This is a genomic window from Planotetraspora kaengkrachanensis, assembly GCF_016862895.1.
Classification (GTDB): Bacteria; Actinomycetota; Actinomycetes; order Streptosporangiales; family Streptosporangiaceae; genus Planotetraspora; species Planotetraspora kaengkrachanensis.
In genome coordinates, this window is sequence record NZ_BONV01000001.1 from 169,386 (window position 1) to 183,327 (window position 13,942).

Consider the following 13,942-nt stretch of genomic DNA (forward strand, 5'->3'; position numbering starts at 1 on the left):
GTCCGGGCAGCATAGGTCGCGGATATCAGCCCGGCAAACGACTCGCCGACGGTTTTACCCCGCCCGGAGCCGGGCGGCACCTTCGGCCTGTTCCTCCTCGTCCCCCCCCTGGATGTCGACCGTCTGGCCGCGGATCGCGACGACCCGGGACAAGACGTAAGCGCCCTGCTGTACGGCGGAACGGAGACGACGGCCCATCGGGCCGCCCCCGTCGTCCCTCCGTCGACGTAGGGCACTCACCGTGACAACATCGCCACCCCTCGGTATTGTTCCGCCCGTGACCGCCGGGTTCCACCGGCACGCATTATCGGGAAGCCCTTGCGCCCGGTCTGCGTTATCGTCTAAGTCTGCAAAGGCGTCGATGGGGACGAGTACCTCCGCATCCACTCGCATGAGCGACCCGGGGACGGTGTGAGCCCGGGGCGGGCCGCGGAGAGAAGATCACCCCGGAGCCGCCGGAAGAAAGGCCCATCCGGCCGAGTAGAACCGGCAGCGGAAACGAAAGAAGTGGGCGTCCCTCAGCGGGCGTCAAGAAGGGTGGTACCGCGGAGCCGTCGCCGGCTTCGTCCCTTCACGCCGATCCCAGCGATGCGTGGAGGTTCCGCCCGACGATGTCCGCCAATCACTTCCGCTCCCTTCCCGGGCAGGTCGATCTGCCCGCCCTCGAGCACGAGGTCCTCGAACGCTGGCGGGACGGGAAGATCTTCGAGCGGTCCCTCGAGCAGAACGCGGACGGCCCCTCCTGGATCTTCTATGAGGGCCCGCCCACGGCGAACGGCATGCCGGGCGTCCACCACGTCGAGGCCCGCGTGTTCAAGGACGTCTTCCCCCGGTACAAGTCCATGCGCGGCTACCACGTCCCCCGCAAGGCCGGCTGGGACTGCCACGGCCTGCCCGTCGAGGTGGCCGTCGAGAAGGAGCTCGGTCTCTCCGGCAAGCCCCAGATCGAGCAGTACGGCATCGCGGCGTTCAACGACCGCTGCCGCGAGTCGGTGCTCCGGCACGTCGACGCCTTCGAGGAGATGACCGAGCGGATGGGCTACTGGGTCGACATGTCCCAGGCCTACCGCACGATGGACCCGCAGTACGTCGAGGCCGTCTGGTGGTCGCTCAAGACCATCTGGGACAAGGGCCTGCTGTTCCGCGACTTCCGGATCACGCCCTACTGCCCGCGGTGCGGCACCGGGCTGTCGGATCACGAGCTGGGCCAGCCGGGCGGCTACGAGACCGTCTCCAGCCCGTCGGTCTACGTGCGGATGCCCGTCACCTCCGGCCCCCTGGCCGACCTCGGCGCCTCGCTGCTGATCTGGACCACGACCCCGTGGACCCTGGTGTCCAACACCGCGGTGGCCGTGCACCCGGACGTGACCTACGTCGCGGCCCGGCGCGGCGACGAGGTGCTGGTCATCGCCGAGCCGCTGATGACCAAGGTGCTCGGTGAGGACGTCGAGGTGCTCGCCACGTTCACGGGAACCGAGCTGGAGCACACCCCCTACTCCCGTCCCTTCGACTTCGTGGAGATCCCCGGGGCGCACTACGTCGTGCTGGGCGACTACGTGACCGTCGAGGACGGCACCGGCCTGGTCCACCAGGCCCCCGCGTTCGGCGCCGACGACATGACCGTCTGCAAGCGGTACGGCATGCCCGTGGTCAACCCCATCGGGCCCGACGGGCGGTTCCTGCCCGACGTGCCGTTCGTCGGCGGCATGTTCTTCAAGGACGCCGACGAGCACCTCACCGAGGCCCTGCGCAGCCGCGGCCTGCTGTTCTGGGGCGACCACTTCGAGCACAGCTACCCGCACTGCTGGCGCTGCCACACGCCGCTGCTCTACTACGCGCTCCCGTCCTGGTACATCCGGACCACCGAGATCAAGGAGCGCCTGCTCGCCGAGAACGAGCGGACCAACTGGTTCCCCGAGACGATCAAGAACGGCCGTTACGGCGAGTGGCTCCGCAACAACGTCGACTGGGCGCTGTCCCGCTCGCGCTACTGGGGCACGCCGCTGCCGCTGTGGGTCTGCTCCGAGGACGACTCCCACGTCACCGCCGTCGGCTCGCTCAAGGAGCTCGGGGAGCTCGCGGGCCGCGAGCTGTCCGCGCTCGACCCGCACCGGCCGTACGTCGACGACGTGACCTTCCCCTGCCCCTCCTGCCAGGCCGAGGCGCGCCGGGTGCCCGACGTCATCGACGTCTGGTACGACTCGGGCGCCATGCCGTTCGCCCAGTGGGGTGCTCCGCACGTCAACAAGGACGTCTTCGAGGCGTCCTACCCCGGCCAGTTCATCTGCGAGGCCATCGACCAGACCCGTGGGTGGTTCTATTCGATGATGACGGTCGGGAGCCTGGTCTTCGACCGCTCGTCGTACGAGAACGTGCTGTGCCTCGGCCTGATCCTCGCCGAGGACGGGCGCAAGATGAGCAAGCACCTGGGCAACGTCCTGCAGCCGATGCCGCTGATGGACGAGCACGGGGCCGACTCCCTCCGGTGGTACATGGCCACCTCGGGCTCGCCGTGGGCGCCCCGCCGGATCAGCCACGCCGCGCTGGAGGAGATCGTCCGGAAGGTCCTGCTCACCTACTGGAACACCGCGTCGTTCTTCACGCTCTACGCCAACGCGGAGTCGTGGTCGCCGGACCGGCTCGCCTCGGCGCCGCCGCGCGGTGAGCGCCCGCTGATCGACCGGTGGGCCCTGTCCGAGCTGCACCGCACGGTCGCCGACGTCACCTCGTCGCTCGACGAGTTCGACACCGCCCGGGCCGGGCGCCGGCTGACGGACTTCCTCGACGACCTGTCGAACTGGTACGTCCGCCGCTCGCGCCGCCGGTTCTGGTCGGGCGAGGAGTCGGCGTTCGCCACGCTCTACGAGTGCCTGGAGACCGTGACCCGGTTGATGGCGCCGCTGGTCCCCTTCCTCACCGACTACCTGTGGGACGTGCTCCGCGGTCCCGACGCCCCGCCGTCGGTCCACCTCACGAGCTGGCCCGAGGTGGACGCCTCGCTGGTCGACCCGGTGCTGTCCGAGCGGATGGCACTCGTCCGGCGCCTCGTCGAGCTGGGCCGCTCGGCCCGCGTGTCGTCGTCGGTCAAGACCCGTCAGCCGCTCGGCCGGGCGCTGATCGGCGCGCCCGGCTGGGCGACGCTCCCCGGCGAGCTGCGCGAGCTGATCGCCGACGAGCTGAACGTGCAGAGCCTGGAGGACATGTCCGGCTTCTCAGCCGATCTGGTGACCTTCACCGTGAAGCCGAACTTCCGTGCCCTCGGCAAGCGTTTCGGGTCGCAGACCAAGCTGGTCGCCGCCGCCGTCGGGTCCGCCGACCCGGCCGCGCTGGCTCAGGCCGTACGTTCGGGGGCGCCCGCCACCGTCGAGGCGGGAGAGCTGGGCACGGTCGAGCTCGGGCCGGACGACGTGATCATCACGGAGCAGCCGAAGACCGGCTGGGCCGTCGAGACCGGCGCGGTCGACACGGGAACCGGTGAGACCGTCGCGCTGGACCTGGCGATCACCGACGAGCTGCGCCGCGCGGGCCTGGTCCGCGAGGTCATCCGGCTCGTCCAGGAGGGGCGCAAGGCCACCGGGCTGTCGATCACCGACCGGATCGAGCTGTGGTGGTCGGCCGACGGCGACCTGGCGACGGCGCTGCGCGAGAGCGGCGGAACCCTGGCCGAGGAGGTCCTCGCGACGAACCTCACCGAGGGCGGCTCCTCCGAGGATCTGCCCCGGCACGAGGACACCGATCTCGGCCTGTCCTTCCAGCTCCGCAAGGCGTGATCCACATCTGATCATCGCACCCCTGGGCGGCGCGCCCGTGTGCCGCCCAGGGGGAATCCCCGCTCTTCGGCCGTCAGGGTTCCTGCGGCGCGGGCGGGGTCAGGATCCCGTTCAGCGCTCTGACGGACCACATCCTGTTCAGCGCTCTGACGGACGACGTCGGACCGCCGTGCCTGCCGGCCCGGCGGATGAAGGCACTTACGCCGACGGGGACGCGTGGGCGCCGCCGGCGAACCGGATCTCGCGGCTCGGCGCGAGGGAGGTCCAGGCCACACCGCGTGCCCGCGGTGCGCCCGCGGCTATCGGGCCTGGCAGACCGAGCAGCGCGTGAGGCCCGCCTTCTCGGCGTCCTCCCTGCTCATGACCTCGATGCTGTCGTCGTCGATGCCCTTGATGAGAGGGCACTGCGAGCCGTGGTAGCGGCGCGTGCCGATCATCACCTTCACCGACGCCGACGGAAGGCGTCGTGGGGCTTCCGTGCGGATGGCGGCGAAGGTGTTGGTGCTCTCGCCGTCGTCCTCTTCCGGCTCCGCGGGACGGGAGTCGCGTGAGTCCGCCTTGCGCGGCTCCTTCTCGCCCACGGCCGTGTCCTTGGCGGTGCCCGCACCGGTCGCCCTGCCGCTGTCCTTGCCGGGCTCTTTGGCCGTGTCCTTGCCGGGCTCCTTGGCCGGGCCGGCGGACGCGTTCTCGGCCGGTTTCCCTGCTCCGGCCTTCGCCGAGGCTTCTGCGCCGTTCCCGGCATCGGACGTGCGGGCCGGGCCGTCCATCTCAGGCCGTGCGGAATCGGACGCGGATCCCGCTCCCGCGGTGGGCCCGGACGTCTTGGACGACCCGGTGGCGGACGAAGACCCAGTGGAAGAGGCCGTCGCGCCGGAGGATCCCTTGGAAGCCGAACCGGGGGCGGTGCCGGCTGACGCGGGGACGGGCTGGAACCCGGCGCGCCCGGGCTGCGTGATCTCCGCCGCCGTCTCCTGCTCCGTGTCGGCGTTCCCGCTCACGTCGGATCCGGTCGTGCCGGATCGGGACTTCCCACTGCTCGTGGAAGCTTCCGTGGCCGTACCGCTCTGGGACCGGGTGGTCTCGCGCTCGGCGCTCTTCTGGCCGGTCGTGCTCTCAGGCTCGACCTTCTTCGCGTCGGCGGACTTGGCCTCGGCGGACTTGGCCTCGGCGGACTTGGCCTCGGCGCTCTTGGCCTCCGGGCTATTCGGCTCCGCGCCCGGCGCCTTCGCGCTCGGTTGTGGCGTGGCGCCCTTCTGCGTGCTCTCCGGCTCGGTGGTCCTCGCCCGCGGGCCGCCGGCGGTCTCGGCGCCCTTGGTGGTCGCGTCGCCGTCCGGCTCCGCCGTGGAGGCGTTGTCCGCGCGGCCGGAGGCGGACGGGGAGGATTCTGGCCGGGCCGCGGCGGGCTTCGTCCTCGCCGCGCTGAACCAGTCGCCGGTGCTCGGCTCAGGCGCCGCCGGCGTGCTCGCCGTCTTCTCCTGCGAAGGCGCGGGCCGCGCGTCGGACTGCGCGGGCTTCGTGGACGCGGACGGCGTGGTCTGTGTGGGGGGCAACATGTTGCGCTGGAACCAGTCGAGCTGCGCCGAGTCGGATCCGCCCGACCCGGAAGCACTCGTGCCCGAGGTGGCGGACTCAGCCCTGGACTGCTCCGTCCTGGACTTCTCCTGCGGCGACTGCTCGGGCCGGGTCTTCTCCGGCGCGGACTGCCCTTGCCTGTCCTTGTCCGGCTGCGGCTGTGCCGTCCGAGCCTGTTCGGCGCGGGACTGGTCGGAGCCGCTCGTCCGCCTGGCGGCGTCCGCTCCGGCGGCGAAGCCGGCGGTCGCGGCACCCATGGCCGAGGCGGCGTCCTTGGCGTCAGCGGGACGGCTGACGGCGACTGTGGTGTCGGCCGACGCGCGGTCCTCGCCGGTCCTGCGGTCTTTCCGGTCCCTGTCACCCGTCGTGCCCGTCGGGCGGGTGGACTCCGCCTCTCCACGCGGGCCCGTCCGACGGCTCGGCCTGGGCTGCGCCGGGTCGTCCGCGGCGCGGGCGGACAGCTCGGGCAGGCAGGTGGTGCAGGGACTGAAGCCCTCCTCGCGGGCTTCTTCGTAGGTCAGTTCCTCGATCTCCCGCCCCATGAGCTGGCGGCAGGTCGCCAGATGGAAACGCCTGCGCCCCGGGACGACCAGCACGATGTCCTCGGGACCTGGCGGGCGACCTGGCTGAGCCGGCGGACGCCTGTGGGAGGCGGTCGCGTCGGCGCGGCGGGGCGAGTAGGGCGCCGGTGGCAACGCCCCGTGATGTGCTCCCGGCGGCAGCGGCACGGCCACCGGGTGTCCCGGCGCCCCGCTGACAGCGGTGGCTCCGGCATGCGCGAGCTCTTGGGCGCCGGAGGAACCCTGGGGGGTGAGATCCGGTCCGTCAGCGGCGCGCCCACCGGCGGGGAACAGCAGATGACGCTTCAGCAGTGCACCGATGAGCAGGCAGACGGCGGCCAGAACCGCGATCACCATCGACCACATCACCAGGTACACCTTCGCCATTGCCCACCCCGCGATGAGGATGAGGAGGGCGGCGATGGCGAACGCCAAAGCGGCGCTGAACAGGATCACAGGGGGTTCTCCGAGCTTGCGGGTCGCGAGTGGCGAGGGGGGTGACCCCGCGGCCTACCTGCGGTCGGTGTGCTGCCCGTCAGGCCCGGGGAACGCACCCGTGTGCTGCGGTGCCTCCTGGCCGAACGGGTTGGGAGCCGCCTGCATGGGCTGGGGTCCCGGAGCGACGGCGTGCGCCATCGCCGGTGCTCCGCCCACCATGGGGAAGCCGCCACTGCCCTCGGCCGCGACATTGAGCTCCGCGAGCTGGTTCTCCAGGTAGAGCTTCAAGCGGCTGCGGTACTCGCGTTCGAAGCTGCGCAGCTCCTCGACCTTGCGCTCGAGCTCGTCGCGGGTCTGCACCAGCGAGCCCATGGCCTGGCGGTGCCGCTCCTGCGCGTCGCGCTCGAGCGTCTCGGCGCGGGCGCGGGCGTCGCCGATGATCTGCTCGGCCTGGCGGCGTGCCTTGCCGAGGATGTCGTCGGCCTCGCGGCGGGCGCGGGTCACCGTCTCGTCCGCCTCACGGCGGGCGTCGGCGATGGCCTGGTCGGCGGTCTGCTGCGCGAGGGCGAGGACACGGGCAGCGGTGTCCATGTTGTCCTCGGCGGGCGGCAGGCCCATGCCGACGGGGACGGGCTCGGGACGGGCGGGCTCCGGGGGCTTGATCGGCTCAGGCTGAGGGATCATCATCTCCGGCTTGGGCTCGGCGATGGGGGCCGCCATCTGCATGGGGCCACCCATGCCCATGCCCATGCCACCGGGGACCTTGCCCCTCAGGCACTCGGCCAGCTTCGCACGGAGCTCCTCGTTCTCCTGAATGAGGCGGTCGAGCTCGGCCTCCACCTCATCGAGGAAAGCGTCAACCTCCTCCTCGTCGTACCCCGGCCGTAGCCGGGTGGTACTGAACTGCTTGTTCCGCACATCAGCGGGCGTCAACGGCATTTTGGGTCTCCTTGGCGCGCTCGGAGTCTTGTCCGCGGGGACGGTACCCGATCAACGAAGCGCGTTCACGACTTGGATCAAGACCAAAACCACAATGAACAGCACAGTGAAGCTCAGGTCAAAGGCCACCGTACCCAACCTGAGGGGCGGAATGAAACGGCGGAGGAATTTGAGAGGAGGGTCGGTGACCGTGTAGATCGCCTCCGCCAGCACCAGAACGACCCCGGAAGGCCGCCAGGAGCGGGCGAAAGCCTGCACCGTCTCAAAGATCATTCTGCCGATCAGCAGAATCAGGTAGAGAGTGAGGGCGATGGACAAGATCTCGCTAATGATCCCCACGGTCCAGCCCCGCCTCCCTCTGGTTCCGCCGCATCCGGTCCCAGTGGGCACCGCTCAGCCGGTCACTGTTCATGATGGAACTCTAGCTCTGGTTGAAGAAGCCGCGTTCCGCGATTCGGGCCTTGTCCTCGGCGGTCACCTCAACATTGGCGGGGGACAACAGGAACACCTTGTTGGTAACACGTTCGATGCTGCCGTGTAGGCCAAAGACGAGACCTGCCGCGAAATCGACAAGGCGCTTGGCGTCACTGTCGACCATCTCGGTCAGGTTCATGATGACCGGCGTGCCCTCACGGAAGTGCTCGCCGATGGTGCGCGCCTCGTTGTACGTGCGAGGGTGGAGAGTCGTGATCCGCGCCAGATCGGTCGTACGACGCTCGAGCACCGCCGTGGGAGGCCGGGTGCCCGGCACGACCGTCTCGCCGTCCTCGTCATGCTCGTGGGGCGCCTGGTGGGTCGCCGCCGGACCACCTGCGAAGCCGCGCCGCTGCAGGTCGTACTCGTCGCCGTATTCCTCGTCGCCGCCGTACTCGGTCCGGTACCTGTCGTCGTAGTGGTCGTCCTCCACGAGACCGAGGTAGACCGCCATCTTGCGCATCGCGCCGGCCATCGCTCGTCGTCCTCCGCGTTACTGGTGCCTTCAGGGTCCCTATGGGAAGGCCAGGGCGGTAGGCGTACCCCCCGTGGAGCTCACCGCTGGTCGACCTCTACCTGTCGCGGACACCAAGGTCCACTTGGGGGACATTACCTGACGAAGGGCTTCCGACGACCGAGCAACGCCGTACCGACACGCAGGTGTGTCGCGCCGTTCGCTATCGCTTGGGCCATATCTCCGCTCATTCCCGCGGAAATGACGTCTGCCGTCGGGTGTTCCTTCTGTACGGCCTGCGCCACCGAGTAAAGCCGGGCAAAGGCTTCCCCCGGGTCCCCCCCGAGCGGCGCGACCGCCATGACGCCCCGCAACGTGAGGGCGTCCGCCCTGGTCACGGCCTCGGCGAGAGGCAGCACCTCGGCCGGTGTCACCCCGCCCCGTGCGCCGGGACCGCCGCCTTCCCCGCCGCCCAGTGCGACCTGGATGAGGCAGTCGACCTGGCGTTCCTGCCGTACGGCCTCTCTGCTCAGGGCGTCAACCAGCCGGGAACGGTCGACCGAGTGGACGACGTCCGCGTAGGAGACGACCGAGCGAACCTTGTTGGTCTGTAACTGACCGATGAAGTGCCAGGTGAGACCGAGATCACTGCATTCGGCGGCCTTGCCCGCCGCCTCCTGGTCCCGGTTCTCGCCGATGTCGGCCACTCCGAGCCCGGCGAGCACCCGCACGTCCGAGGCGGGGTAGGTCTTGGTCACCGCGATGATCGTGATCTCCGAGCGGGCCCGACCGGCCGCACTGCAGGCCTGTTCGACCCGCTGTTCGACTTCCGCCAGGCCCGCCGCGATCTCGTCGCGTCGTGCGTCATCCACGTGGTACGGAGCTCACTTCAGGAAGTCCGGCACGTCGAGCTCCTCTTCCTGCTCCTCGAACACCACGGGACGGCGCGGGGCCGGCTGGGTGACGCGCGAGGTGATGGGAGTGGGCGGCTCGGGCGTGGGCCGCGGGATCGACAACGGTCCCGAGCCGCTCCCCTGCTCGGTGCGCGCCGCGCCTTCTGAGCCCTCCCGGCCGAACTGCGCCGCGCTCTCGGACGCCGCGGCAGGCGGGGTCGCGGGAGCGGCCGGCGGGCCGGCGGGCTGAGCGGGAGCGGGACCCGTGGAAGCCGTCGTGGGCGGAGCCTGCGACGGAGCGGGAGCCGAAGTGGCGCCGGTCACCGGCCGCGAGGCGGTCGGCTCGGAGCGGAGCTCGGGCTTGGCCGGCGCCGGAGCAGGAGCGGGCGCGGGCCGCGACGAGGGCGCAGGAGCCGCCGGCCTGCTCTGCTGGGGCCGTGACAGCGGCGAGGCCGCCGGCTTGTCCGCGACCGGTTCGTCGAAGCCGGCCGCGATGACGGTCACCCGGACCTCGTCGCCGAGCGCGTCGTCGATGACCGTGCCGAAGATGATGTTGGCGTCGGTCGCCGCCGCGTTCGACACCAGCTGAGCCGCCTCGTTGATCTCGAAGAGACCGAGGTCGGAGCCGCCGGCGATCGACAGGAGCACGCCGTGCGCGCCGTCGATGCTCGCCTCGAGCAGCGGGCTGGAGACCGCCATCTCGGCGGCCGCGACGGAGCGGTCGTCACCCCTGGCGTGGCCGATGCCCATGAGCGCGGAACCCGCGCCGGACATGACCGACTTCACGTCGGCGAAGTCCAGGTTGATCAGTCCGGGGGTGGTGATCAGATCGGTTATGCCCTGGACACCGGACAGGAGCACCTGGTCGGCGGCCTTGAAGGCGTCGAGCACGCTGACCTGACGGTCGGAGATCGACAGGAGCCGGTCGTTCGGAATGACGATCAGCGTGTCGACCTCCTCGCGGAGGGTCTCGATGCCGGCCTCGGCCTGCATGGCCCGGCGCTTGCCCTCGAAGCTGAACGGCCGGGTGACCACGCCTATGGTCAGGGCGCCCAGCGATCGGGCGATGCTGGCCACGACCGGCGCGCCGCCGGTGCCGGTGCCGCCGCCCTCGCCCGCGGTGACGAAGACCATGTCGGCGCCCTTGAGGACCTCCTCGATCTCCTCGCGGTGGTCCTCGGCGGCCTTGCGCCCGACGTCCGGGTTCGCCCCCGCGCCGAGACCCCGGGTGAGCTCACGCCCGACGTCGAGCTTGACATCGGCGTCACTCATCAGCAGCGCCTGGGCGTCGGTATTGATGGCGATGAACTCGACGCCCTTGAGTCCCTCCTCGATCATCCGGTTCACGGCGTTCACTCCGCCGCCGCCGATTCCGACGACCTTGATGACCGCGAGGTAGTTCTGCGGTGCTGCCACGACGAGGGGCCTTTCCGCTCGTTTACGTTTCGTGCGGGCGGCGCCCGCGCTCTCTCTAACTCTCACCCTCAAGTTGAGATTTAGAGTTATGTCAACCTGAGATTGATACGGACAGTAGGGTTGCGCCTCCCTCAGGGTCAACTAACCGCGCCGCACAGCCGTCCGGCGTGTCGCGCGCTGTCCTTTTCGGCCGTGGGACCGTCGAACCGCGGGCGAGATGCGTCACCGCACGGTCACCACTTCGGGCGAGCTGATGTCGTAACTGTTCGCCGGCTTCGTGAGCAGGGACGTCAGCAGGCGCCCCTTCTCCGCGGCGCGCCCGGCGTCGCCCCAGACGACGGTCCGGCCGTCGATGAGCCGCAGTGTGACCGACTTCGGCGACGGCGCGCGCACCTGGCCGACCCGGCTCAGCACGTCCTCGGGAAGCACGCTCAGCACGGTGAGGGCCGAACGGGTCGAGGGGTCGTCCGCCGCGAGACGCTGGACCTTCAGCACGGGCAGCCGGGGAGGGGCCACGGCCACCTCCTTCAGGACCACGCCGAAGCGGTCGAGCACCGCCTGCCTACCCGGGCCGAGGATCGCGACCGCGATGGCGGTACGCTCGACGACGGCGACCTGCAACGTGCCCGGCCAGGCCCGGTCGACCTTGGCCGACTCCACCTCGCGGACCGCTCGGACGCGCTGTTCGACCAGCCCGAGGTCGACGGTGGCGAGGGGTGTGCCGAGCTTCACCCCCGCGGCCTGTCTGAGCTGTTCGGCGGGAACGGTGACGTCCCCGGTGACCTCGATCGACCGCACTCCGAGCAGCGGCGAGAAGAACACCACCCAGGTGGCGGCGCCCACCACCCCGCCGGTGAGCAGGGTGGCCAGGACCGTGCGCCGGGTGGCGAGCCTCACCGCGCGGCCAGCTCCGCGACGATGCGCGGGCCGAGCTCGGTCACGTCGCCCGCGCCCATCGTCAGGACGATGTCGCCGGCACGCGCCCGCTCCGCCACGAGAGCGGGCACGGCCTCGCGGTCCGGCTCGTAGGCGACGCGTTCGGACGGCAGCGGCACCTTGCCCGCGACCAGGCCGCCGGACACGCCGGGCTCCGGGTCCTCACGTGCGCCGTACACGTCCAGGACGACGACCTCGTCGGCCAGCGCCAGTGCCTCGCCGAACTCGGTCGCGAAGAACCTGGTGCGCGAGTAGAGGTGCGGCTGGAACACCGCGATCACCCGGCCGTCGCCCCGCACCACGTCGCGTGCGGCGCGCAGATCGGCCGCCAGCTCCGTCGGGTGGTGGGCGTAGCTGTCGAACACCGCGACGCCGCGGGCCTCACCCTTGGCCTCGAACCGCCGCTTGGCTCCGCTGAAGGTCGCGAGACCCTCCCTGATCTCGTCGAACGGCAGGCCGAGTTCCAGTGCCACGGCGACGACCGCGGTCGCGTTCAGCGCGTTGTGCCGCCCGGGGACCGCGAGCCGTACGTGGCCGTGCCCGGCGACGGTGAACTCCACGCCCAGGCCGCGCGGCACGACGTCGGCCGTCCGGTAGTCGGCGTTCGCTGCCTCGCCGTACGTGACGACCCTGAGGCCGCGTGCCCGCGCGATGGGCGCGAGGTCCGCCGAGCCCGGATCGTCCGCGCACAGGACCAGGACCGAGCCGACCCGCTCGACGAAGCGGGCGAAGCTGTCGTAGACGGCCTGCGGATCCCCGTAGTTGTCGAGGTGGTCGGCCTCGACGTTCGTCACGACCGCGATGCGCGGCGCGAGCATGAGGAACGACCCGTCGCTCTCGTCCGCCTCGGCCACGAAGACGTCGCCCGCGCCCTCGTCCGCGCCGAGGCCGGTGGTGACCAGCTGGCCGCCCACGCAGTACGACGGGTCGGCGCCGCACTTCTGCAGCGCCACCGTCAGCATCGAGGTGGTGGTGGTCTTGCCGTGCGTGCCGGCGACGGCGATGCCGTTGCGGCCGGCCATGACCGCGGCGAGGGCGGCGGCCCGCGGGATGACCCGGAGGTTCTGCCGCAGCGCCTCCCCCAGCTCGGGATTGGAGTCCCGGATCGCGGTGGACACCACGACCGTGTTGACGTCCCTGATGTGGGAGGCGGCGTGCCCGACGTGGACGGTGGCGCCGAGCTCGCGCAACTCGTTCAGCATCTCGGAGGTGCGGGCGTCGCTGCCCGACACCGGCACCCCGCGCTTCAGCAGGATCCTGGCGATGCCCGACATGCCGGCGCCGCCGATGCCGATGAAATGGACGCGGCCGAGGTCGGCCGCGGGGATGGGCTCCACCAGCTTGACGAGGCTCATCGTCCGCTCACCTCTCCCCGTCCCGCCGGGGTCGCACTCATGTACACGATCATCGGGAAGCGATCTCCAGCACCTTGCGGGCGAGCGCCACGTCGGCGTCCTTGCGTCCCATGCGGGACGCCGCCTCGGACATGGTCATGACACGCTCCGGGTCGTTCAGGATGGGAAGCACGGTCTCGACGATCCAGCGGCCGGACAGCTGCGCGTCGTCGATCATTATGCCGCCGCCGCCTCGGACGATCGGCTCGGCGTTGAGCCGCTGCTCGCCGTTGCCGTGCGGCAGCGGGATGTAGGCGGCCGGCAGGCCGACGGCGGTCAGCTCCGCGCAGGTCATCGCGCCGCTGCGGCACAGTGCGAGGTCGGCCGCCGCGTAGGCGTAGTCCATCCGGTCGACGTAGGGCAGGATCACGTACTGCGGATCCCCCGGGGGCGGTTCCACTTCGACGGTGTTCTTCGGGCCGATCACGTGCAGCACCTGGATGCCGGCCCGGCGCAGGTACGGCGCGGCCTCAAGGGCCGCGTGGTTGAGCGAGCGCGCGCCCTGGGAGCCGCCGAAGACCAGCAGCGTCGGCCGGTCGGACTCGAGCCCGAAGTAGGACCTCGCCTTGTCCCCCAGGGACAGGCGGTCCATCGTCGAGACGTCGCGCCGGAGCGGGATGCCGACGTACTGCGCACCGGGCAGCGCCGTGTCCGGATGGCCGGTGAAGACGTTGTCGGTCATGCGCGCGCCCAGCCGGTTGGCCAGCCCTGGCCGCGGGTTGGCCTCGTGCACCACGATCGGGATGCCCCGGCGGCGCGCGGCCAGGTAGGCCGGCGTCGCGACATACCCGCCGAACCCGACGAGCACGTCCGCCTTGACCCGGTCGAGGATTCCGGCGGCGGTGTTGATCGCGCCCGCGAGGCGGCCGGGGACGGCGAGCAGCTTCGGTGTGAGCGACCGCGGCAGGGGCACGGCCGGTACCAGTTCGAGTTCGTAGCCGCGGGCGGGGACGAGCCTCGTCTCCAGGCCTCTTTCCGTTCCGAGGCAGGTGATCCCGATCGCCGGGTCCTGCTGGCGAAGCGCGTCGGCCAGGGCGAGTGCCGGCTCGATATGGCCGGCCGTTCCGCCGCCGGCGAGGACCACCCTCATGTCACT

Annotated in this window: 11 protein-coding genes; 1 reads left to right on the forward strand and 10 read right to left on the reverse strand. The window is 70.9% G+C overall.

Going from position 1 to position 13,942, the window contains the following annotated elements; translation table 11 throughout:
- Positions 1-54 precede the first annotated feature (54 nt).
- Positions 55-198, reverse strand: coding sequence for a hypothetical protein (locus tag Pka01_RS00755; RefSeq protein WP_203880550.1), 144 nt, complete (start codon positions 196-198; stop codon positions 55-57).
- Positions 199-611: 413 nt separating this feature from the next.
- Between Pka01_RS00755 and ileS the strand changes: the two genes are divergently transcribed.
- Positions 612-3,770, forward strand: a complete 3,159-nt coding sequence (ileS, locus tag Pka01_RS00760; RefSeq protein WP_203880551.1) for an isoleucine--tRNA ligase — start codon at positions 612-614, stop codon at positions 3,768-3,770.
- Between the two features lie 299 nt (positions 3,771-4,069).
- Here the strand turns inward: ileS and Pka01_RS00765 are convergent, their stop codons facing one another.
- From Pka01_RS00765 to murG, 9 genes are all read right to left on the reverse strand, one after another.
- On the reverse strand, positions 4,070-6,358 hold the full coding sequence (locus Pka01_RS00765; protein ID WP_203880552.1) for a hypothetical protein: 2,289 nt from the start codon (positions 6,356-6,358) through the stop codon (positions 4,070-4,072).
- Between the two features lie 54 nt (positions 6,359-6,412).
- Entirely contained in the window at positions 6,413-7,279 is an 867-nt protein-coding gene (locus Pka01_RS00770; RefSeq protein ID WP_203880553.1) for a DivIVA domain-containing protein, read from the reverse strand.
- A 51-nt stretch (positions 7,280-7,330) separates the two neighbouring features.
- On the reverse strand, positions 7,331-7,618 hold the full coding sequence (locus Pka01_RS00775; protein ID WP_203880554.1) for a YggT family protein: 288 nt from the start codon (positions 7,616-7,618) through the stop codon (positions 7,331-7,333).
- An 82-nt stretch (positions 7,619-7,700) separates the two neighbouring features.
- Complete coding sequence (locus Pka01_RS00780; protein WP_203880555.1) at positions 7,701-8,228, reverse strand: cell division protein SepF; 528 nt, start codon at positions 8,226-8,228, stop codon at positions 7,701-7,703.
- 134 nt (positions 8,229-8,362) lie between these two features.
- Entirely contained in the window at positions 8,363-9,079 is a 717-nt protein-coding gene (locus Pka01_RS00785) for a YggS family pyridoxal phosphate-dependent enzyme (protein WP_203880556.1), read from the reverse strand.
- Between the two features lie 12 nt (positions 9,080-9,091).
- The gene (gene ftsZ, locus Pka01_RS00790; RefSeq protein WP_203880557.1) at positions 9,092-10,516 is read right to left on the reverse strand and encodes a cell division protein FtsZ; all 1,425 of its coding nucleotides are present in this window, start codon (positions 10,514-10,516) and stop codon (positions 9,092-9,094) included.
- Between the two features lie 222 nt (positions 10,517-10,738).
- Positions 10,739-11,413: a cell division protein FtsQ/DivIB gene (locus Pka01_RS00795; RefSeq protein WP_239114609.1), complete on the reverse strand. Its 675-nt coding sequence runs from the start codon at positions 11,411-11,413 to the stop codon at positions 10,739-10,741.
- Positions 11,410-12,807: a UDP-N-acetylmuramate--L-alanine ligase gene (gene murC, locus Pka01_RS00800; RefSeq protein WP_203880558.1), complete on the reverse strand. Its 1,398-nt coding sequence runs from the start codon at positions 12,805-12,807 to the stop codon at positions 11,410-11,412. Before murC ends, Pka01_RS00795 begins: the two co-directional genes overlap by 4 nt.
- Positions 12,808-12,856: 49 nt before the next feature.
- Positions 12,857-13,936: an undecaprenyldiphospho-muramoylpentapeptide beta-N-acetylglucosaminyltransferase gene (gene murG, locus Pka01_RS00805; RefSeq protein WP_203880559.1), complete on the reverse strand. Its 1,080-nt coding sequence runs from the start codon at positions 13,934-13,936 to the stop codon at positions 12,857-12,859.
- Positions 13,937-13,942: the final 6 nt, after the last annotated feature.

Coding starts and splice junctions, on each gene's coding strand:
- ileS (WP_203880551.1), top strand. CDS start 612: ATGTCCGCCAATCACTTCCGCTCCCTTCCCGGGCAGGTCGATCTGCCC.
- Pka01_RS00780 (WP_203880555.1), bottom strand. CDS start 8,228: ATGGCCGGCGCGATGCGCAAGATGGCGGTCTACCTCGGTCTCGTGGAG.
- Pka01_RS00755 (WP_203880550.1), bottom strand. CDS start 198: ATGGGCCGTCGTCTCCGTTCCGCCGTACAGCAGGGCGCTTACGTCTTG.
- murC (WP_203880558.1), bottom strand. CDS start 12,807: ATGAGCCTCGTCAAGCTGGTGGAGCCCATCCCCGCGGCCGACCTCGGC.
- Pka01_RS00770 (WP_203880553.1), bottom strand. CDS start 7,279: ATGCCGTTGACGCCCGCTGATGTGCGGAACAAGCAGTTCAGTACCACC.
- murG (WP_203880559.1), bottom strand. CDS start 13,936: ATGAGGGTGGTCCTCGCCGGCGGCGGAACGGCCGGCCATATCGAGCCG.